At 70.2% G+C, this 21,258-nt stretch carries 11 protein-coding genes; 9 read left to right on the top strand and 2 right to left on the bottom strand.

Translation table 11 applies throughout. The features are described from left to right. The first annotated feature begins 108 nt into the window (after positions 1 to 108). From CHF16_RS25500 to CHF16_RS25475, 7 genes are all read left to right on the top strand, one after another. Entirely contained in the window at positions 109 to 3,027 is a 2,919-nt protein-coding gene (locus CHF16_RS25500; protein ID WP_089328666.1) for a LamG domain-containing protein, read from the top strand. 111 nt (positions 3,028 to 3,138) lie between these two features. Further along, on the top strand, positions 3,139 to 10,014 hold the full coding sequence (locus tag CHF16_RS25495) for an RHS repeat-associated core domain-containing protein (RefSeq protein ID WP_143228112.1): 6,876 nt from the start codon (positions 3,139 to 3,141) through the stop codon (positions 10,012 to 10,014). Then, positions 10,011 to 10,229: a DUF2283 domain-containing protein gene (locus tag CHF16_RS40445; protein WP_179271693.1), complete on the top strand. Its 219-nt coding sequence runs from the start codon at positions 10,011 to 10,013 to the stop codon at positions 10,227 to 10,229. Before CHF16_RS25495 ends, CHF16_RS40445 begins: the two co-directional genes overlap by 4 nt. 179 nt (positions 10,230 to 10,408) lie before the next feature. Continuing rightward, complete coding sequence (locus CHF16_RS41935) at positions 10,409 to 10,540, top strand: hypothetical protein (RefSeq protein ID WP_281259394.1); 132 nt, start codon at positions 10,409 to 10,411, stop codon at positions 10,538 to 10,540. Positions 10,541 to 10,663: 123 nt separating this feature from the next. Continuing rightward, the gene (locus CHF16_RS25485) at positions 10,664 to 13,684 is read left to right on the top strand and encodes an ATP-binding protein (protein WP_245869204.1); all 3,021 of its coding nucleotides are present in this window, start codon (positions 10,664 to 10,666) and stop codon (positions 13,682 to 13,684) included. Between the two features lie 74 nt (positions 13,685 to 13,758). Beyond that, positions 13,759 to 15,627, top strand: a complete 1,869-nt coding sequence (locus CHF16_RS25480) for a hypothetical protein (RefSeq protein ID WP_089328662.1) — start codon at positions 13,759 to 13,761, stop codon at positions 15,625 to 15,627. A 19-nt stretch (positions 15,628 to 15,646) separates the two neighbouring features. Beyond that, positions 15,647 to 16,006, top strand: a complete 360-nt coding sequence (locus tag CHF16_RS25475; protein WP_089328661.1) for a DUF5955 family protein — start codon at positions 15,647 to 15,649, stop codon at positions 16,004 to 16,006. Between the two features lie 73 nt (positions 16,007 to 16,079). Here CHF16_RS25475 and CHF16_RS25470 read toward each other — a convergent pair whose 3' ends face one another. Both CHF16_RS25470 and CHF16_RS25465 read right to left on the bottom strand, forming a co-directional pair. Continuing rightward, complete coding sequence (locus CHF16_RS25470; RefSeq protein WP_089328660.1) at positions 16,080 to 16,991, bottom strand: hypothetical protein; 912 nt, start codon at positions 16,989 to 16,991, stop codon at positions 16,080 to 16,082. Between the two features lie 163 nt (positions 16,992 to 17,154). Next, positions 17,155 to 18,909, bottom strand: coding sequence for a hypothetical protein (locus CHF16_RS25465; protein ID WP_143228111.1), 1,755 nt, complete (start codon positions 18,907 to 18,909; stop codon positions 17,155 to 17,157). 367 nt (positions 18,910 to 19,276) lie between these two features. On the opposite strand from CHF16_RS25465, the gene CHF16_RS25460 reads away from it, so the two are divergent. Both CHF16_RS25460 and CHF16_RS25455 read left to right on the top strand, forming a co-directional pair. After that, positions 19,277 to 20,527 (top strand): Mur ligase family protein, encoded by a 1,251-nt coding sequence (locus tag CHF16_RS25460; protein WP_089328658.1) that lies wholly within the window; start codon positions 19,277 to 19,279, stop codon positions 20,525 to 20,527. Beyond that, on the top strand, positions 20,517 to 21,227 hold the full coding sequence (locus tag CHF16_RS25455; RefSeq protein WP_089328657.1) for a type 1 glutamine amidotransferase: 711 nt from the start codon (positions 20,517 to 20,519) through the stop codon (positions 21,225 to 21,227). Before CHF16_RS25460 ends, CHF16_RS25455 begins: the two co-directional genes overlap by 11 nt. Positions 21,228 to 21,258: the final 31 nt, after the last annotated feature.

Here is a 21,258-nt window from a genome sequence, read left to right as displayed (position 1 = left end):
GCGTTTGAGACCAGTGCGTACAACTGCAGTAATCCGACGTCGGTGCAGTTGTGGCGGACGACGGCGTTGAAGTCGTATGCGACGTGGAACAACACCAATACTTCGTCGGTGTGGTTGGAGCATCTGACTTCGCGGGATGTGGCGTACTGTTCCAAGACGCCGGTGGAGTTCGGCGGGTCCAAGTTGCGGTCGCATGTGCAGAGCGCGGTGAATGCCGGGAATTCGACGATCACGTTGGGGTTGCGGGCTTACAGCGAGTCGACGATGGACTGGTGGAAGCGGTTCGCTGATGACGCGTATTTGAAGGTGCAGTACAACAATCCGCCGTCGCAGCCCGATACCGACACCATGTTCGCCAACCCGGGCACCAAGTGCCTGCCCAGCGGGCAGCAGCAGACCGTCAACGACATCTCCACGGTGTATGCGTATTTGAAGGATCCCGACACCGAGGACAAGAACAAGGTGCAGGGCCAGTTCACGCTGCATTGGGCCAACAATGCCGATGGGTCGGACTGGGGCCCCAAGTGGACCTCGTCGCTCACTCCGGCCAAGACCTCCGGCAGCCGCTTCTCGGTCACTTTGCCGTCCACGATCCCGCAGCGCACCAAGATCGGCTGGGGTGTGCGGGCCTGGGACGGCGAGCAGTGGGGGCCCTGGTCCTACGACGGCGCCCAAACCGGCTGCTACTTCATCTACGACCCCGCAGTCCCGGCCAAGCCGACCATCACGTCCACCGACTATCCGGCCGATGACAACTGGCATGGCGGGGTCGGCCAGGCGGGCACGTTCACCATCTCCGACTCCGAAGGTGTCGCCGACCGGTACGTCGTCACTCTCAACGACGAACCGGCCCGCACGGTGACCACCACGGCCGGTGCGCCCCGGCAGGTGCAGATCGCGCCAACCCGCTCGGGCCCCAACGTGCTGACCGTGCAGGCCTTCGCCCCGTCCAACCAGAACGGGTCCACGGTCTCGTACGAATTCCGCGCGAACACGGGGACCGAGCCGGTTGCCACCTTCACGATGGACGAGGGAGCCGGATCGACCGAGGTGACCTCTTCCGGCCCGGGACGGCCGGCATGGCTGCACGGCGCGGCGACCCTGGGCGGGGCGGGCAAGAACGGCACCGCGCTGACACTGGACGGGACGACCGGGTACGCCGAGAGCAGTCTGCCGGCCATCGACACCACCCAGAGCTTCACGGTGTCGGCCTGGGCCAAGCCGACTGAGCACCGCCAGGGGGAACTCGTCGCCCAAGCAGGGACGTACCAAAGCGGCTTCGTCCTAGGGATGCACGCTGGGGGCGAGGCCATCTTCGAGTGGCCCACCGTCGACAACAACACCGACGGCACACCATGGCAGTGGGCGGTAGACGACACCCCGCTTCCGCTGGGGGAGTGGAGTCACCTGGTCGGCGTGTACGACAAGTCTGCGGCCCAGATGCGGCTCTACGTCGACGGTGAGCTCCAGGCGACCGGGAACGGCGTCACACCGCTGGCAACGCATGGTCCACTGCAGATCGGTCGAAGCCTCTATAACGGTTTCTTCGTCAACAATTGGCCGGGAGCCATTGACGACGTCCGGGTGTTCGACCAGGCCTTGTCCCACTCGCAGGCCCAGCAACTCGCCGGCGGCACCGTCCCTGCGGGTACGGGCCTGGTGGCGGACTGGAACATGGACGAACCGGCGGGCAAACCCGTGGTCTACAGCTCGGCCGCGCCGTGGAAGGCCACCCTCCACAACGGCGCCACGCTCGGCGCGCCCGGGCAGGTGAACACCGCGCTGCAGACGGACAACACCGCCCAGCAGTACGCCGCGACCGAGGGACCCGTCATCAACACCATGCGCAGTTTCGCAGTATCGGCGTGGTTGAAGGCCGATGGCAGCGCTACCTCGCCCAGCCGCAACTTCACCGCGGTCTCGGCGCGCGGGGAATCCAAGAGTGCGTTCTACCTGAAGTATGTCGAGGCGACAGGCCGGTGGGTGTTCGCCCGCACCGCCTATGACAGCGATGAAGCAGGCTGGTACCAGGCCACCTCCAAGGATCTTGCGCAGACCGATGAGTGGACGCACGTGGTCGGGGTGTACGACGACGTCTCCAAGCGCCTGCGGATCTACGTCAACGGTGTACGCGGCACCGACAGCGCCGAGGTCACGTCCCGCTGGCAGGCGACCGGCGGCCTGGAGATCGGACGCTCCCAGTGGGGCGGCGCCCCCGTCGACCACTGGGCGGGCGAGATCGACGACGTGCAGGTCTACGACCGGATCGTCGGCGACCGCGAAGCCGAGGAGATGGTCACCCAGCACCCGGTGCTCAAGGCCCGCTGGCTGCTGAACACCGATGGTGCAGGGGAGACCAAGGACGGTGCGGGGCCGGGGCTGGTGCTGCACAACGGTGCGTTCATCGATCCGGCGGCCGGGTTCAAGGGCTGGGGTTCGGAGGCGGGATTGAAGCTGGACCCGGCGGTGAAGGCGTTCGCCGAGACCGCCGATCCGGTGGTGACGACGAACGAGAGCTTCACGGTCGCCGGATGGGTCCGCAACGCGGGCCGGCCGTTGCAGCCGGCGACGGTGTTCTCTCAGCCGGGTGCGGCGACGGATGCGTTCGCGTTGCGGTATGTGCCGGGTGAAGACCCTGAGGAGCAGGGCGTCTGGCAGGTCGTGATGCACAACTCCGATGACGGGTCGGCGGGTGCGCTGTCGGCGTCGCATTCGGGGTTCGTGGTGGCGGACTGGGTGCATGTGGCGGTGGTGTACGACGCGTTGCGCGATCGGGTGAGCCTGTATGTGGACGGGCAGCTGGAGCAGACGTCCGAGAGTGTGTCCCAGCAGGACCAGGTGATCGGGTTCAAGGCTGAGGGCAACGGCGGGTTGCAGGTGGGCCGTACCAAGTTCGGCGCGGCCGATGGCACCGAGTACTGGACTGATGCTCTGGATGACATCTGGGCCTACCAGGGCGCGCTGACCACCGAGCAGGTCCAGATGCTGGCCGGCGGAGTCGAACTCCCCACCGACGACGGCCCCTAGCCCCGGCGTCCGCCGCTGCGCCCTGTACGGAGCGGCGGACCGCCCCTGCCCCCCCAACCGATTTCTCTTCTGCTGATCGCATAATGCGCCCCGGGCCATGGGGCGGTGGCGATGGAGGACGTCGTGAACGCAGGCCGCAAGAGGCTGGTACTGGGATCGCGCAGGGTCGTGACCGTGGTCGCGGCCGTGGTGGCGATGGCGATGCCGGCCGGGCTGCTGTCGGTGCCACCGGTGCTGGCCGACCCGCCCCATTCCCAGCGCCCCAAGGCGGCCACTCATGAGAAGCCGGTGCCGGGTCATGACCTGAAGGTCCGGCCCCGCAAGACCGACCCCGCCGAACCCGGGCCCGCGGCCAGGGCCGCATGGCCGAAACCGGGAGCCGCCGAGGTCGCCGTCCCCTCCGACCCCAAGAGCTCCGGTGCCCGTGCGGGCACGCTCCCCGTGCGGGTGTTGGCGCCGGGGAAGCAAGCCCATGCTGCGCGGGCTGTGCCGGCGGCGGACCGAGTGCGTGTGCAGGTCCTCGACCGGCAGACCCCCCAGCGGCTCGGGGTGGACGGTCTGGCCTTCACGGTGGCGCGCACCGATGCCGGCACCCCGGGCCGGGCAAAGGTACAGCTCGACTACTCCACATTCGCGCAAGCATTCGGTGGCGCCTACGGCGCTCGGCTGCGCCTCACCCAGCTGCCGCAATGCGCCTTGACCACGCCCGACACCCCCGAATGCCGCACCGGCGAGCCGTTGACAACCGACAACGACGCGGCGGCCAAGACCCTGACCGCCGAGGTGGACGCCGCCCCGGCGGCCCCTTCCGGTGCGCGGACGGCGGCGGCCGGGCAGAACGCGACGCTGCTGGTCGCAGCCGCTGACTCCGACAGCTCCCAAGGCGACTACAAGGCCACTTCCCTGAAGGCGTCGGCAACTTGGAACTCCGGTGGAAACAGTGGCGACTTCACCTGGTCGTATCCGATGCGCGTCCCACCGACACCGGGTGGGCTTACCCCAAAGGTAGAAATTTCCTACTCCTCGGCGAGCGTGGATGGCAAGACCGCTAACAGCAATGGGCAGCCCTCGTGGGTGGGCGAGGGCTTCGATCTGTGGCCGGGGTATATCGAGCGGCGTTACAAGTCGTGTGAGGACGATGGCGCCCCGAAGGACGAGTGGGGTATTTCGCCAGGAGATCAGTGCTGGGGTTATGACAACGCGACGGTCACGTGGAACGGCAAGGGCGGGGAGCTGATCAAGGCCTCCGACGGTTCCTGGCGGATAAAGGGTGACGACGGCACCAAGTTCGAGAAGCTCACCAGTTCGGCGACCGGCAACGGTGACGACAACGGCGAGTACTGGAAGGTCACCACGACCGACGGCACCCAGTACTTCTTCGGGTTGAACCGCCTCCCCGGTTGGGAGACCGGGAAACCGGAGACGAACTCGACGTGGACGTCCCCGGTGTTCGGTGATGACTCCGGCGAGCCGTGCCATGACTCGTCGTTCGCGGGTTCGTGGTGTCAGCAGGCGTACCGGTGGAATCTCGACTATGTCGTCGACCCGTCCGGGAACGCGATCAACTACACCTACGGCACCGAGACCAACCACTACGGCCGCAACCTCAAGGCCGCCGACGAGACGCCCTACACCCGCGGCGGGTACCTGAAGACGATCTCCTACGGGCTGCGCAAGGACGCGCTGTTCGCCAAGGCGCCGGCGCAGGTCACCTTCACCACCTCCGAGCGCTGCATCCCGGACGCGAATTTCGACTGCGACCCGTCCAAGATCGGCGACAACCCCGACAAGTGGTGGGACGTTCCCTGGGACCTGAACTGCAACTCCGGCCAGGAATGCAAGGACGCCCACGGCACCCTGTCGCCGACGTTCTGGTCCCGCAAGCGGCTGACCAAGGTCACCACGCAGATCCTCAAGCCGGACGCCTCCGGTTACCGGCCGGTGGACTCCTGGGCGCTGGACCACGAGTGGAAGCTGGCCGACGTCGAGCGCGACCTGGTTTTGAAGGAGATCACCCACACCGGTCACGCCGCGACCGATGGCGGCGATCCGGTGACGTTGCCGAAGGTGACGTTCAACCATGTCCAGTTGCCGAATCGGCTGGACAAGACCGGCGACGACATCCTGGCCTACATCCGCTACCGGCTCGGCGCCATCTACGACGAGTCCGGCGGGCAGATCGACATTTCCTACTCCGACCCCGACTGCTCATTGAGCGATCTGCCGACGCCGGAGACCAACACCACCCGCTGCATGCCGGTCATCTGGACACCACCGGGCCGCGAGGAACCCATCACCGACTGGTTCCACAAATACGTGGTCACCTCCGTCATCCAGACCGACCGCACCGGCCTGGCACCGGACATGGCGACCAAGTACCAGTACCTGGGCGGCGCGGCGTGGCACTTCGACGACGATGACGGGCTGACCAAGGAGAAGAACAAGACCTGGTCGCAGTGGCGCGGGTACGGCCAGGTCCGCACCCTCACGGGCGGCTTCGACAACCCGGCCGCCCAGACCGACACGTTCTACCTGCGCGGGATGGACGGGGACCGGAAGAACAAGGACGGCGGGGAGAAGAGCGTCACCGTCTCCGACGGCGAAGGCGGCACCTACACCGACCACGACGCGCTCGCCGGGTTCACGCTCAAGACCGTCCAGTACACCGCCCCGGGCGGGAGCATTCACGCCAAGACGGTGAACACGCCGTGGCGGGTGCAGACCGCGTCCCGCACCCGCTCCTGGGGCACGACCACCGCGAACGTGACCGCCGTCGACACGACCCATACGTGGACGGCCAAGGACGGCGGCGGCTGGACCGAGACCAAGACCGACAATGACTACACCGCATCAGGCCCAGGCGTCGGGCGACAGACCATGGCCAACGACCTCGGTGACACCGGCACCAGCAGCGACGACAGGTGCACTCGCATTTCCTACGCGGACGATAACGGCGCCTGGATGGTGTCGTTCCCGTCAAGGGTGGAGATCGTGTCGGTCGCCTGCACGGCCACTCCCGACCGGCCTGCACAGGTCGTGTCCGACATGCGTACCTATTACGACAGTGGCGGCTTCGGTGCCGCCCCGTCCAAGGGCGATATCACCAAGGCTGACCGACTCTCCGGTTACGACGGGGCCACACCGCAATACGTGACTCAGGCCACCACCTCCTACGACTCCTTCGGCCGGGCCACACAGGTGAAGAACGCGCTGGGGCAGGTCACCACCACCGTCTACACCGACACGCAAGGTCTGACGACCAAGAAGCAGACCACTACTCCGCCGGCCACGCCGGGCAGTGCCTCCACAGCCTTGACCACCACCGAAGAGTTGGACCCGGCGTGGGGGGAACCGACCCGCAGCATCGACGCCAACGGGCTGCAGACCGACCTGGTGTACGACGGGCTGGGGCGGCTCGTCCAGGTGTGGCTGCCCAACCGCTCGAAGGCCAATAATCCCCACCCGAATTACGCGTTCGGCTACCAGGTGGCCGAGGGGCAGATCGTCGCGGTCACCACCAAGGCGCTGACGGCGTCCGGCGGGCAGCGGGTGGAGAAGATCGAGCTGCTGGACGGGTGGCTGCGCTCCCGCCAGACCCAGGCCCCCAGCCCGGACGGCCGCCTGATCACGGACTCCTTCTTCGACGAGCGCGGCCAGATCGTCAAGGCCTACACCGCTTACCCCGCAGCGGGGGCTCCTGAGACCGCCCTGTTCGGTGTCGGGACTCCCGGCAACGTCGAGTCCCAGACCCGCACTGAGTACGACGGCCTGGGTCGCGAGACCGTCGAGAAGGCGATGAAGGGGAACGGGTCGCAGCCCGAGCAGGAGCTGTGGCGCACCACCTACTCCTACGGCGGCGGCAACCGCACCTCGGTCACGCCGCCTACCGGCGGCACCCCCAGCTCGCAATTCGTCGACGCCCGCGGTCAGGTGATCGAACGCCGCCAGTACAAGGCCGCCACCCCCACTGGGGACTATGACTCGACGACCTACACCTACACCCCGGCCGGGGAGATCGCCTCGGTCACCGACCCGTCCGGCAACACCTTTACCAGCGCCTACGACGTGCGCGGCCGCAAGATCCAGACCACCGACCCTGACAAGGGCACCAGCACCTTCACCTACGACGACCTCGACCGCGTGGTCTCCACCACCGACGCACGCGGCAAGAAGATCTTCACCACCTACGACGGCCTCGGACGCAAGACGGCCACCCACGAAGGCGCCGCAGACGGACCGCTGCTGACCTCCTACACCTACGACACCGCCACCCGGGGCAAGGGCAAGCTTGCCAAGTCGATCCGCCATTACGACGGTGCCCAGTACATCAACCAGGTCCACGGCTACGACACCCTCAGCCGCGTGGAAGCCGCCGCCGTCACCATCCCCTCCCATCAAGGGGCGCTGGCCGGGACCTACCTGTTCACCACGAACTACAACCTCGACGGCACCATCCAGAGCAGCACTCTGCCCGCCGCCGGTGGACTGCCCTTGGAAGCCCTGGTCAACACCTACGACACCTGGCTCCGGCCCACCCGCATGGCCAGCACCAAGGCCACCTACGTCAACGACACCGTCTACACCCCCACTGGAAAAGTCTCCATCCTGGAACTAGGGACCGCGCCGAAACGCGCATGGCAGACCTTCACCTACCAGTACGGCGCCCAGCGCCTGGACACCGCCAAGACGCTGCGTGAGGGCATCGACGGCGACGATCGGTACGCGACCTACCACTACACCGACTCCGGCAGGATCACCTCCATCACGGACAACTCCCGCGACGGCGTCGACAACCAGTGCTTCACCTATGACCACCTCCAACGCCTCACCCAAGCCTGGACCCAGGGCAGCACCGACGCCTGCGCGTCCGAACCGGCATCATCGCTCATTGGAGGTCCAGCCCCGTACTGGCGCAGCTTCACCTACGACAAGGCTGGGAACCGCACCGGCGAGACCCGCCACGGCATCGCCGGCACCGCCGACACCACCCGCACCTACACCTACGCACCCGCCGGCCAAGGCAACCGCCTCACCCAAGTCACCCAGACCGGCCCGACCGGAAACCGCACCGACACCTACGGCTACGACGCCACCGGAAACACCGCCACTGTCCAAACCAGCGACGGCAGCCCCACGACCCGCACTCAGACCTTCGATTGGGACACCGAAGGCGAGCTGGCCAAAGTCTCTGAAAACGGCAACGACGAAAACCACATCTACGACGCGGACGGCAACCGCCTCATTCGCAAGGATCCCGCTGGGACCACGCTCTACCTGCCTGACGGTACCGAACTACACACCCTAAGCGGTGCGACCACCGCCACCGGCACCCGCTACTACGATTTCGCCGGCCAGACCGTCGCCATGCGCACCTCCGACGGCACCATCACCTACCTAACGGGCGACCATCAAGGTACGGCTCAGGTCGCCGTCAACGCGGCCACCCAGGTGAGCACAGTCCGTCGGCTCACTCCCTTCGGATCAATCCGCGGCATGGACGAGGACGCCACTTGGCCAGGCGACAAGGGCTTCGTGGGCGGTACCCGAGACACCACCGGCCTCACCCACCTCGGCGCTCGCGAGTACGACCCCGACACCGGCCGCTTCATCTCCGTCGACCCCCTCATGGACCAGGCCGACCCCCAGCAGATGAACGGCTACACCTACGCTAACAACAACCCTGTCACACACGCCGACCCCGACGGGCAATGCCCACCCGACATCTGCGGTGCCGGCTATGTTCCGGTCGGGCACAAGAAGCCGCTGATGACCGGAGGCTGCGGCCACGACTGCGGGGATCCTCCCCCGGGCTTCACCTCATCTATCAACAAGCCGGTGCACGTTCGTTGGGGCGACACTGTCGTCCACGCCCGGAACTCCATGGCTTACACCGCCGCCCTCCAGCGGATGATGCAGCGCGTCTACATGAAATACGCGGGCACTCTGGGACCGCTGGACCCCCAGCTCATGCCAACGTGCGCCACCGAAGGTACAGCTTGCTTCCCCGGAGACCTCGGCAGGCTGGGAAACTTCGCGAATCTCCTCTGCCAGATCGGCGGATTCACATGCGAACGCATGTCGGGCCTGGAATTCTTCGGTGTCGGGATGCGCAGCTTCGTCGACCTCGGCGGCTTCGGGAAAGATGGCGGAATCACCGGTGCCAACGGCGGCGGCCGACGATCTGGTGGACGAAGCGGAGCAAACAGCGGCGACGGTCAGTCCGGCGGCGCTAAGAACGGTAGACCTCCCGCCGCGGAGACGCCTTCCGGCTCCTGCCCGGTGAGCAGCTTCGTGCCCGGAACGACCGTTCTCATGGCTGACGGCAGCCGCAAACCCATCGAAGAGATCGAGGTCGGCGATAAGGTCCTCGCCACAGACCCTGTCAGTGGTGAGACACGAGCTCAACCCGTTCTGGGTACTATCACCAGCAAGGGCGAAAAGAACCTGGTCCAGATCACCATCGACACCGACGCTCCCGCGCTCGGCTGGATGACCGACGAAGAACCCAAGGACGGGGCGTCCACACTCCTCGCCGCCAACAGAGTTGGGAGCGGGCTCGTCATCGCGACCGCCCACCACCCCTTCTGGGTCGCCGATGGTATTAATGCCTGGGTGGAGGCTGGCGACCTCGAGCGTGGCATGTGGCTCCGCACAAGCGGGGGCGCCTACGTCCAGATCAGCCACGTCGAACATCTGGCCGTGCACCACCAGCGCGTCCACAACCTCACCATCGCCAACACTCACACCTATCATGTTGGAGTGGGCGTTGCAGTCCTCGTCCACAACGCCGGATGTGTACGAAGTTATTCGGGCCATGCCAGGGACCAGATGGAGGCTCGCGGCCTGACGGAGGACATGGTGGAACAGACGGTGCGAACCGGAAAGAAGACCAGGGGCAACAGGCCGGGCACGACGAAGTACAAAACCAAGAAGATCTGGGTCGTCCTCAACACGAACGGCCATGTGGTCTCTGCGGGGAGAAATTGAGCGAAAGCATAGAGCGGAACGCCAAAGTAAAGATCTCGACGGAGGTCGATGCACTCTACATCAAGCTCGCCACCGATATCCTTCCGGGCGAGTCGGTAAAAAATGAGTCCTTTACACTGAGGAGTCGAGAATCCGAGGTGATCTTCGACCTCTCCGCTGACAACCAGCTGCTCGGGATCGAGATTCTCGGCATTGAGGGCCTACTGAAAGAATGAGTCGGGTGGTACCGGACTGCGGGTCCTGAACGGTGCCTCCGCCGCACCAAAGGGATAGGAATACTTGCATGGGCGCAGATGGGCGCGCCTGGGCCGCCCCACCGGAAGCCGAGGCCGGGGAGTAGTGGATTGCTCATATCAGCGCTGACGCCGAATAAACCTCTCTCTATGATCCAGATGTGGTCACCGGGTACGTGACTTTCTTCGCCGCCGATTTCGCTGACGCGCTGGGCGTGCGGCCGCTGGGCGAAGGCCAGGGGATCCAGATCCTCCTGGAGAGCGCTGACTGTCTGGAGCCGCTTCCCCGTTAGCCGGCGGACCTTGCCCGGCCTACGGGTGGACGGGCGTGAGAGTTTCTTGGTGGGGCAGTGGCGTGGGGCGGGGTGGGGCGTCAGGATGCTGGGGTGAGTTCGCCGCCGCCTGGGATGCCGTCCATGCCGCCCTATCGAGGGGCAGCCGGGGTTCCGCCGGGTGGGCCGCCGCCCGGGATGCGGGCCGGGCCGCCGCCGCCGAGGCCCGAGCCGTTCGTGCTGCCGGGGCCCTGGTACCGGATCCAGGCGATTCCGGCGCCGCAGCGGGACGGGTCGGCCGAGTGGGATTTCGTGAGCGTGCTGCCCGCGGCGCTGTCGGCGGCGCGGCGGGGCAGGCCGTTCGTGGTGGGGTGGCTTTCGGCGGGGGCGGGCGCGCCCCTGGAGCTGATCACCAACGCGGGGCCGATCGGGACGCCCGAGCCCGGGGTGGAGACGCACGGGCTGCTGTTCCCGAGCGGGGCGCGGGGTGTGCCGATCGGGGACGGGTGGCTGCGGCAGGCGGAGCGGATGGCGTGGACGCGGTGCGCCGGGCGGCTGGCGCCGCCGGGGGCCGAGGGCGGGTCCGGCCTGTTCGAGGCGACGCTCGTGACGTTGATGGAGCGTCCGTTCGGGTGGTTCGTCGTCGCCGATCCCTGTGACGAGCGGATGATCGACGAGGAGATGCGGGAGCTCCACCACGAGCTGCGCATGCTCCGCAGGGGGGAGGACGAGCACGCGCGGCTCGCGGTCGCGCGGGCCGATCAGCGGCTTGCCGAGCTGGACGCGTTCCGTGAGGCCGGGCTGTGGCAGGTCCGGGTGGTGGCGGGGGCGGCGTCGCAGGACGAGCTGGGGCAGATCGCGCCCGTGCTGGTCGGGTCGATGGAGCTCGGGCACCACCCCTACCGGCTCAGGTCCGGGCACGGGAGCGGGTCGTTCGCCGAGATGCTCGGCCCGGGGACGGCGCCCGTGCCAGTGCGGCCGATGGGGGAGTCGGAGCAGCGGTTCCCGTTCGTGGCGACGGCGGGGGCGCTGGCGGCGCTGGCCGGGCTACCGCGCAGGGAGGTTCCCGGGCTGCGGGTGCTGGAGGCCGGGTACTTCGACGTCACGTCCGAGACCGAGCCGCAGGGCGGGGAGCCGCAGATCGAGCTGGGCGCCATCCTGGACGGTCAGGACCGGGAGGTCGGACGGTTCACCGTGCCCCGCTCGACCATCAACCGGCACGTGTTCGTGACGGGGGCCACGGGGGCCGGGAAGTCGCAGACCGTTCGGCATCTGCTGGAGCAACTCACGCGGGCGGGCATCCCTTGGCTGGCCATCGAGCCGGCGAAGTCGGAGTACGCGGCGATGGCGGGGCGCATCCAGGACCTCGGCGGGCCGGTGACGGTGGTGAATCCGTCCGATCCGGTCTCGGTGCCGCTGTCGGTGAATCCGCTCGCGCCGGAGCCGGGATATCCGGTGCAGGCGCACATCGACATGGTGCGGGCGCTGTTCCAGGCCGCGTTCGACGCGGAGGAGCCGTTCCCGCAGATCATGGCGCAGGCGCTCCAGCGCGTCTACGAGAACAACGGGTGGGACGTGGTGACGGGCGCGGGCGTGCCCGGGTCGCTGATCGAGCCCGCGGTGCCGACGCTGGAGCAGTTGCAGAACGCGGCGCTCCAGGTCATCCAGGACGTCGGGTACGGGCGCGAGCTGATGGCCGACGTGCAGGGGTTCGTCGACGTGCGGCTGCGGTCGCTGCGCATCGGGTCCGCCGGGCGGTTCTTCGAGGGCGGGCACCCGGCCGACATCGGCGGGATGCTGCGCGACAACATCGTGCTCGCCATCGAGGACGTCGCGAACGACGAGGACAAGGCGTTCCTCATGGGGACGCTCATCATCCGCATCGTCGAGCACCTGCGGATGCGGGAGCGGAAGCGCGACAGGGCGACCGGGTCGGTGCTGCGGCACGTCATCGTCATCGAGGAGGCGCACCGGCTGCTCCGCAACCGGGGGCCCGAGCGCGGCAGCTCGCACGCGGTCGAGCTCTTCGCCGGAATGCTCGCCGAGATCCGCGCCTACGGCGAGGGGATCATCGTCGCCGAGCAGATCCCGACGAAGCTCGTCCCGGACGTGATCAAGAACACGGCGCTGAAGGTCGTCCATCGGCTGCCCGCCTTCGACGACCGGCAGCAGGTCGGCGCGGCGATGAACCTCGACGGCGACCAGTCGCGCGAGGTGGTGTCGCTGCGGCCCGGGGTCGCGGCGGTGTTCGCGGACGGCATGGACCGCCCGCTGCGCGTCCGGGTGCCGCTCGGCGAGGGGCGCGAGGCGGAGCTGCCCGGTCCGCCGCCGCCGGTGGACGGACGGCGCTCCGCCGCCTGCGGCTGCGAGTGCCGGTCCGGGCGCGCGTGCACGCTGTTCGAGCTGCGCGAGGCCGACCTCGTCGCGAGCGGTCCCGACTGGGCGTGGCTGCGGCTGTGGGCCGACACGCTGGTGCTGGCGCACGTGGTCAACCGGCCGCTGCCGGCCGTCCCGGCGGAGCTGGGCCGGGGCTGGTCGCGGCTGGCGCCGCGGCTGCGCGAGTGCGCGCTCGCGACCGTGCTCGAAGGGGCCGTGACCCGGCGGTCGCGGTCGCTGCGGTCGGCCTACCCGCCGGCGGATCTCACCGCCGCCGCGGCGGAGGTCGCGGGGCGGCTCCTCGGCGGTGCCGCGCCCGGCGGGGCGCCGGGGCCGCAGTGGATGATCCCGCAGGTCAAGTGGCTGCACGAGCTGGACCGCCTGTTCCCCTACGGCGGCGGGGCCCCCGACAAGCACGCGCCCGCGCCGCCGCTCGACTACCCGCTCGCCGGGCTCAAGCAGCCGCCGGACGCCAGGCTCGGCCACCGGCTGCGGGCCCTGCGCCGCCATCCGCTGTCGATGGAGCTGGCACGCAACCGGCCGATCGCGCTCACGGCCCTGTACGGCGACGACGACCAGGCGGGGTTCTACCAGGACCTGTCCGTCGTCGCGATCGGCTTCGACGAGGACGAGCAGATCGACCACGTCGCCCGGACGATGGGCGTCGCCGAATGGCTCGAACCCGTGCTGAGCTGGTACGAGCGCTTCGTCCACCCCTTCGAGGACCCGTCGGCGGGGCTCCCCTTCCTCGGCCGGCCCCGTGACGCGGAAGAGCCCGACGGGTCGTGACCAAGTGTGGCCATATGGCCACGAATCGGTGCTTATTCACGTGTCGGCGGCATGATCTGGATAATTTCGTCCGCATGACCGTGGAGCAGGCGACCCCCGGCGCCGCGCCGCCGTTCTACCACGCGCAGCCCGGCGCGCAGGCGCCACGGCAGCCGATGCAGAACACCACCCGCTACCTGTGCGCCGCGGTCTACCTCGACCAGCGGATCGGCGACCGCGTCATCGCCGAGTTCCTGGACGACGAGAACCGCGCCGTCGTCCCGTCCTACGGGTTCGACGTCGAGCCGGTGCTGCTGCACGCGCTGCGGGCGCGCCGCTACCGGCTCGTCCGCGACGTGGTCCTGTGCGGGATCTGGTTCGGCGCGCTCGTCTTCCTGCAGTTCCTCGCCGTGGGGTACTTCTTCGTCCTGCTGCTCCTGGCCGGCCTGGCGGCGGTCCCGTGGCGGAGGCTTCCCTGGCTGTGGCGGGTGGCCGTGGCGTGGGTCGGGTTCGTGGTGGTCCCGTGGGCGGTGTTCGGCGTCGTGTTCCTCATCGTGGGCGAGCAATGGGCCGAGGAGTCCGGATTCACCGGCTACGAGCAGGAGCGGACGGAAGGGCCCCTTGAGCTCCTCCAGACGGATCTGGCCGTCCCGAGCCTGGCCGTCCTCACCATGGTGCTGGCCCTGACGATCATCGGGCATCTCGCGGCCGTCTACGGGGTGCTGGCGCGCGACCTCGCGCCCGGCTCCACCGCCGAGCCGCCGCGCACGTTCAGCGAGCGCGCGTCGCGGGTGCTCGCCCGCGTCCGGTCCGCGCAGCGCGGCAACGTGACGCTGCACTCGGGGACGAACCCGTTCATCGGCGCGGGCGACCTCACCTCGCCGTGGGCGCGGGCCTGGTCGATCGTCCTCGAACTGGACCGGCCCGCGTCCGGCCCCGTCGACCTCACCAAGGGCGCGGCGGACGAGACGAAGGACGCCGCCCCGCCGCGCGTCGACCCGATGACCATGCACCTGCGGGTCAGGGATCGGCTGCACGCCATGCGGGACGAGCGGCCGCCCGGCCGGGCGAGCGCCGATCCGCTGCCGCCGAACGAGCGGATCACCGCGCTGCTCACCGGCATGCACATCGCCGCGCGCGGGGAGAGCGTGCGGCGCAGCCGTCCGGCCGACCCGGCGACCGCGATCACGCTGCCGCCGAACCCGCTGATCGACCCGTCGAGCGGCCTCCCGTTCTCGATGGCGACGCCGGAGGCCGCCGAGGCGCTCATCCGGCATCCGCAGTCGCACGTCCGCTGCTTCCAGCGCGTCACCGTCGGTGCCCACGGGCAGGCGGTGCTCGGCCGGGACGGGCGGATCGTCGCGCCCGCCGAGGAGCAGGACATCTCCCTCACGGCCTTCATCTACCTGGCGGTCGAGGGCCGGATGCTGTATGGGCACTTCGCCGCGACCGTGCTGCCGCCCGTCCGGCGCGAGTTCCGCGTCGTGGACCTGCTGCCCGCCTGGGGCACCGGGGGCCAGGTGCTGCGCGCATTCACGCGCGCGCGGCACGGACTGCTGCGCACGATGGCGCTGCCCGCCGTCCGCATCGTCGCGACCGGCTGGGCCATGGCGCGCAGCCTCATCGCCGCGACCGTCGCGCAGTCGTCGGCGCAGCGGCTCGTGCACGACTACGGCGCGCGGATCAGCGTCCGGGAGCTGTGCGCCGCCGACGAGTTCGACACCTACGTCCAGGAGATGGACGCCGACAAGTACACCCGGCTGATCGAGTGGCGCGTCAACGAGGCGCTGCTCGACTACCTGGGCGACGAGTGCGGGCTGGACGTCTCGGCGTACCGGGCGCAGGCCGGCGTCATCATGAACGAGGGCGTCATCATGACCGGCGGCACGATCAACGGGCAGGTCGCCGCCGGCGGCCGCGTCGACCAGCGGCAGGGCACCGGCGCCCGCCGCGGCAACCCCTGACCTTCCAACCGGAGGCGCCATGAGCGAGCACGGAGACCGGGGCATCAGGATCGGCGGCAACGCCAACGTGTCCGGGCAGGTCGCGTCGGGCGACAACGTCACGCAGTACCAGCAGGCGGGCGCCGCCGGGCCGGCGGCGGACGTCGCGGCCGCGCTCGACCGCCTCGAACGGCTGCTGGCGGCGCACGAGGGCGAACTCGCCGAGCCCGCGCGGGCCCGCCGCGACCTCGCCGACGTGCGCGAGGAGGCCGCCTCCGGCGACCCCGACCCCGAACGCGTCGAGGGCGCCCTCGCCCGCCTCGGCCGGCGCGTCGCCGGGGTGGCGGTGCTCGCGGAGGCCGTCGGCGCGCTCGGCGCCGCCCTCGGCGCGGGCGGCTGACGCCTCCGCGCGCTCACCCGAGGCCCGGCGGGCTCAGCGACGCCGCGGCGGGCTCAGCGACGCCGCGGCGGGATCAGATGTCGCTCTCGGTGCGGGCGGGCAGGCCCGCCTGCTCGGCGATCGGCGTCCAGTACCCGATGAACTCGCTCTTGGCGCTGCTCGCCCGCTGGTTGACGTCCGCGACCTCCGAGTCGGACGGGCAGCCGGGCGCGACGTCGAGGTAGCGCTGGTTCGACGCGGTCGACGCCTCCAGGGCGCGGATCAGCGCCTCCTTCATCTGCGTGCCGTTCCGCAGCGCCCCGACCTCCAGCTCGCGCGCCTTCTCCAGCTGGCCGCGCCGCTCCTCGAGGATGCGCTGCAGGCCGCTCGTCGTGCATCCCTCCTGGACGACCGTGCCGAGCGAGGAGCGGGTCGCGCCCATCGACTCCAGCAGCTCGTTCACGGCTCCGGCCTGCGCGTCGACGTCGCCGGCGTCGCCGGTCTCGGACACGGTGCCCTCCGACGCCGGCGCCGACTCCTGCGGCGCGGACTGCTGCACCGCCGCCGACGGCTGCCGCGGGCCGGCCGAGCCGCTCGGCCACAGCACGATCGCGAGCGCCACGCTGAGGAGGACGACGGCTCCGGCCGCGCCCAGCAGCCACGGGGTCCTGCTCCGGCGCGGCGGCGGGGGCGGCTGCCAGATCGGCGGCTCGGCCCACGGCTCCGGGGAGAGCTGCGTCGACGCCCACGGCTCGGGGGAGAGCTGGGTCGACCGCTCGGTCTCGTCCGACGGCGGCATCGGGGTGGTGAAGTCGCCGCCCTGCTCCCACGGGGTGGGGCTCTGCGCGGCCCACGGCGGCGGCACCGGGTCGCGCGGGACGGGCACCTCGCCGAACGGGCCACTGCTCGGCGTCTCACCGGGCGGGGGCCCGGCGAACGGGTCGCGGGCGGTCGCGTCGAGGGCGGTCGCGTCGTCGTCCGGTGGCAGCGGGGCGTTGCAGCGCATGCACGCCGGCGACGACGACGCTGTGTCGGTCCCGCAGTTCGGACACCGCATGACGGCTCCCAGCCCCCCGTGAAAACGATCGGTCACAAGATAACGCGCGACCATGGAGCCGGGGCGCTTCGTCCCCTTTCGAGACCCGGCCGTAACCGGCCGTCACCGCCCGTTACACGCGCAGCCAGCTGCGCTGCGGCTGCCCCGTCTTCTTGGCGACCGGGTTCCACAGGACGACGAACTTCTTCTTCGCCGCGGTCGCGCGCCGCTCCTGCGCCGCCCGTCCGGGCACGTGCGCCGCGCTCGGCTTCGGCTTGCCGTGGCACTTGCGCTGGTTCGCCTGCGCCCACCGCAGCAGGACCAGGTCGACCTGGAGGGACGCGTCCAGCGCCTCCGACAGCGAGCCGCGCAGCCGCTCCCCGTTCGCCAGCTTGTCGACCTTGAGGCTCTTGGTGCGGCCGAGCTGGTTCTGCCGACGCTGCGCGACCTGCTGGAAGCCCTGGATCGCCTGCGGCAGCGTCTTGCACTTGCCCGCCCGGCCGAGCGCCCCGGCGAGGACCCGGCGGGTGGCGACGCTGTCGTCCAGGATCCCGTTCAGCTCAGCGGCCTGCTGCTTCGTCTCGGGCGGGATCGCGTTCTTCTGCGCGACCTGCTTGCTGGACGGCGTCGAGGTCGGCGTCGTGCTGGCGGACGAGTTGTCACCGGACGGCCACACCACGAACACCACGGCCCCGACCGCGACCGTGACCAGCGCCGCGACGGCGGCGATGAGCGGCTTGCTCGGCCCGCCGCCCTTCGAGCCGCCCGGCTGCTGGGACGGGTAGCCGCCGTACTCGGGACCGCCGGGCCCCATCCCGCCCATCGGCGCCATCCCGGGCTGGCCCATCCCCGGCTGGCCCATCCCGGGCTGGCCCATCCCGGGTTGGCCCATGGGACCCATCTGACCCATCTGGCCCATCGGCGCGGCGCCCATGGGGGAGCCGCCGTCCAGGCGGGTCTGGTCGAAGTCGCCGCCGAACCCGCCCTGGAAACCGGGGTTCATGGGCGCGGACTGCATCGGCCCCGGGGCGAGCTGCGTGGCATCGGCGTCCGGCATCGCGGGCGGCTGCGCGGCCGCGGCCTGACCGCCCCATACCTGGGTGGCGTCGGCGTCCGGCTCTTGCGGCTTGCGCGGCTGCGCGAACCACGACTCCGGGACGATCGACTCGGTCGGCTCGGGCGCGTCGGCGAGGCCGAACGGGTTCGCTCCGCCCGAGGGCAGCGCCGGCTTCTCGCTCGCGGGCAGCGCCGGCTGCCCGGACTGACCCGCTCCGGCGCCCCAGGCGGGCGGCGGCGGAACGGTGCCGTAGGAGCCCGAGTCGTCGTCCTCCGGGTTGAACGTCCAGGCGGCGGTGTCCTCGGGGTCGGCGGGCCCGGACGCGGGGGCAGCGGACGAGGCGCCCGCGGCGCCCGCCGGCGGCTCGGGGGACGTCGACTGCGGCCCGCCGAATCCCGGCCCTGCCTGCGCATACCCTGCCTGCGCCGACCCGGCCTGCGCATGCCCTGCCTGCGCATGCCCTGCCTGCGCGTGCCCTGCCTGAGGTGAACCGCCCTGTGCGTAACCGGCCTGTGCGTAACCGGCCTCTGCCGGTTCGGCGTACGGCGAGCCGGCCGGCGGTGTGGCAGCCTGCGGCGAGCCGTTCTGCGGTGTCGGGAAGTCCGGCAGGCCGGCCGGCTGGGGCTCGGGGGCCCAGGACGGCGTGGGCGGCGGCACCATCATCGTCCGGTCGCCGAGCCCGTCGGCGGCACCGGCCCCCGGGGCCTGGTCCGCGACGGGCGCCGCGAGGGGGGCCGCGGGCCCGACCGAGTACACGTCGATCGGCGCCGCGCAGTGCGAACACTTGCCGAGCGTCCCAGGCGTGTCATTACCGCACGTCGGACACTGCATCGCTCAGACCTCGCATTATCGCCGCTTTGCCACGCCTGCGGTCCTGGCCCGCCGGCCGGGACGGGCACCGCTTCCCCGCGAAACCAGCAGGGCTCCCGACAAAAGTAGTGGGTGCCGCCCTTCTCGGATGCGTGGACGCAAATCTGGCACGCCGCAGTCGGAGGTGGCACCGAATCACGACATGTCAGGTCTGGTCAACAATGCCCAGGTTGGTTTACCCCGTCGCGTGTGATGATGCTCACATTGTGCACCGGTCCGCCGGGGAACGCCCGCGAACCCGCCGCTACACCCCCAACGCGCCCGGACGGGTGCGTCCAGCGGCTAGGCTCGGAGCGGTTTTCCGGCGCATCCAGAGAAGACGGAGTCCATGAGCGATCTTCCGCTGCGTTCGCAGCTGGCCGTCGCGCTCGGTCGTACGGCCGCCAAGATGTCCCGAATGGCGGGCCGCGGGGACGGCTCGGTGATCGGCGGACGGGTCGGCCTCCGCCTCGACCCCGAGCTGCTGACCCGGCTCGCCAAGGACCGCAAGCTCGTCCTCGTCAGCGCCACCAACGGCAAGACGACGACGACCCGGCTGATCACCTCGGCGATGACGCCGCTCGGGGAGGTCGCCACCAACGCGTTCGGCGCCAACATGCCGACGGGCCACGTGTCCGCGCTCGCGTCGGCGCCGTCCGCCCGCTACGGCGTGCTGGAGTGCGACGAGAAGTACGTCCCGATGGTCCTGAAGGAGACCGGGGCGAACCTCGTCGCGCTGATGAACCTGAGCCGCGACCAGATGGACCGGGCCGCCGAGATCTGGCTGCTGGCGGGCAAGTGGCGCCGCGCCCTGGAGGCGTCCCCGACCAGCCATGTCATCGCCAACTGCGACGACCCGCTCGTCACCTGGGGCGCGTCCACCGCCAAGAGTGTCACCTGGGTCGCCGCCGGGCAGCACTGGCGCGAGGACTCCTGGTGCTGCCCCGAGTGCGGCGGCCCCCTCGACCGGCAGGACACCGACGAGGACAGCGACTGGGCCTGCCGCCAGTGCCACTTCCGCCGCCCCCGCCCCGACTGGGCGCTGCACGGCGACACCGTCGTCGGGCCGGACGGCCGCCAGTACTCGCTCGCCGGGCTGTCGCTGCCGGGCCGCGCGAACCGCTCGAACGCGCTGATCGCGCTCGCGGTCGTCGCGCAATTCGGCGTCCCGCCCGAGCAGGCCCTGCCGCTGCTGTCGCAGGTCACCTCCGTCGCCGGCCGGTACACGACGGTCGAGCACGAGGGCCGGTCGATCCGGCTGCTGCTGTCGAAGAACCCGGCGGGCTGGCTGGAGGCGTTCGACGTGCTGCAGCCCGCGCCCGGCCCGGTCGCCCTGTCGATCAACGCGCAGGGGCCGGACGGCCGCGACACGTCCTGGCTGTGGGACGTCGACTACCGCATCCTGCGCGGCCGCCCCGTGTGGGTCACCGGCGAGCGCCGCATCGACCTCGCCGCCCGGCTGGAGGCCGCGGACGTGACGTTCACCGTGGTGGACGACATCGACCAGGCCGTCATGGCGGTCCCGCCCGGGCACCTCGACGTGATCGCCAACTACACCGCCTTCCAGAACATCCGAACGAGGTACGGCCGTGTCGTCTGACCGCATCAAGATCGTCTGGATCTACCCGGACCTGCTCAGCACCTACGGCGACCAGGGCAACACGATCGTCCTGGAGCGGCGCGCGGCGCTGCGCGGCATCCCGACCGAGACCGTGAGCCTGCGCTCGGACGAGCCCGTCCCCGCCGACGGCGACATCTACCTGCTCGGCGGCGGCGAGGACCGCCCGCAGATCCTCGCCGCGCACCGGCTGCGCGGCGACGGCGGCCTCGCGCGCGCCGTCCAGTCCGGCGCGGTGGTCTTCGCGGTCTGCGCCGGCTACCAGCTGCTCGGCCACGAGTTCGGCGGCGAGGAGGGGCAGCCCGTGCCCGGCCTCGGCCTGCTCGACATCCGCTCCGGCCGCGGCGAGCAGCGCGCCGTCGGCGAGATCGTCGGGGACGTGGCGGCCGAGCTGAACGTCCCCCGCATCACCGGCTTCGAGAACCACCAGGGCGTCACGCACCTCGGCCCGAACGCGCAGCCGTTCGCGAAGGTCGTGCACGGCATCGGCAACGGCGACGGCTTCGAGGGCGCCTACAGCGGGCGCGTCCTCGGCACCTACATGCACGGGCCGGCGCTCGTCCGCAACCCGGGCCTGGCCGACCTGCTGCTGCGCTGGGCCGTGGGCGCCGAGCTGGCGCCGCTGGACGACTCCTGGGCGGGCCGCCTCCGCGAGGAGCGCCTCCGCGCCGTCGTCGGCTAGCCCCTCGTCCGTAGACCTGCCGTTCCGGGCC

It is taken from the genome of Actinomadura meyerae (assembly GCF_900188445.1).
In the GTDB taxonomy this organism is placed as follows: Bacteria; Actinomycetota; Actinomycetes; order Streptosporangiales; family Streptosporangiaceae; genus Spirillospora; species Spirillospora meyerae.
This window is presented reverse-complemented; position numbering and strand designations above follow the sequence as displayed.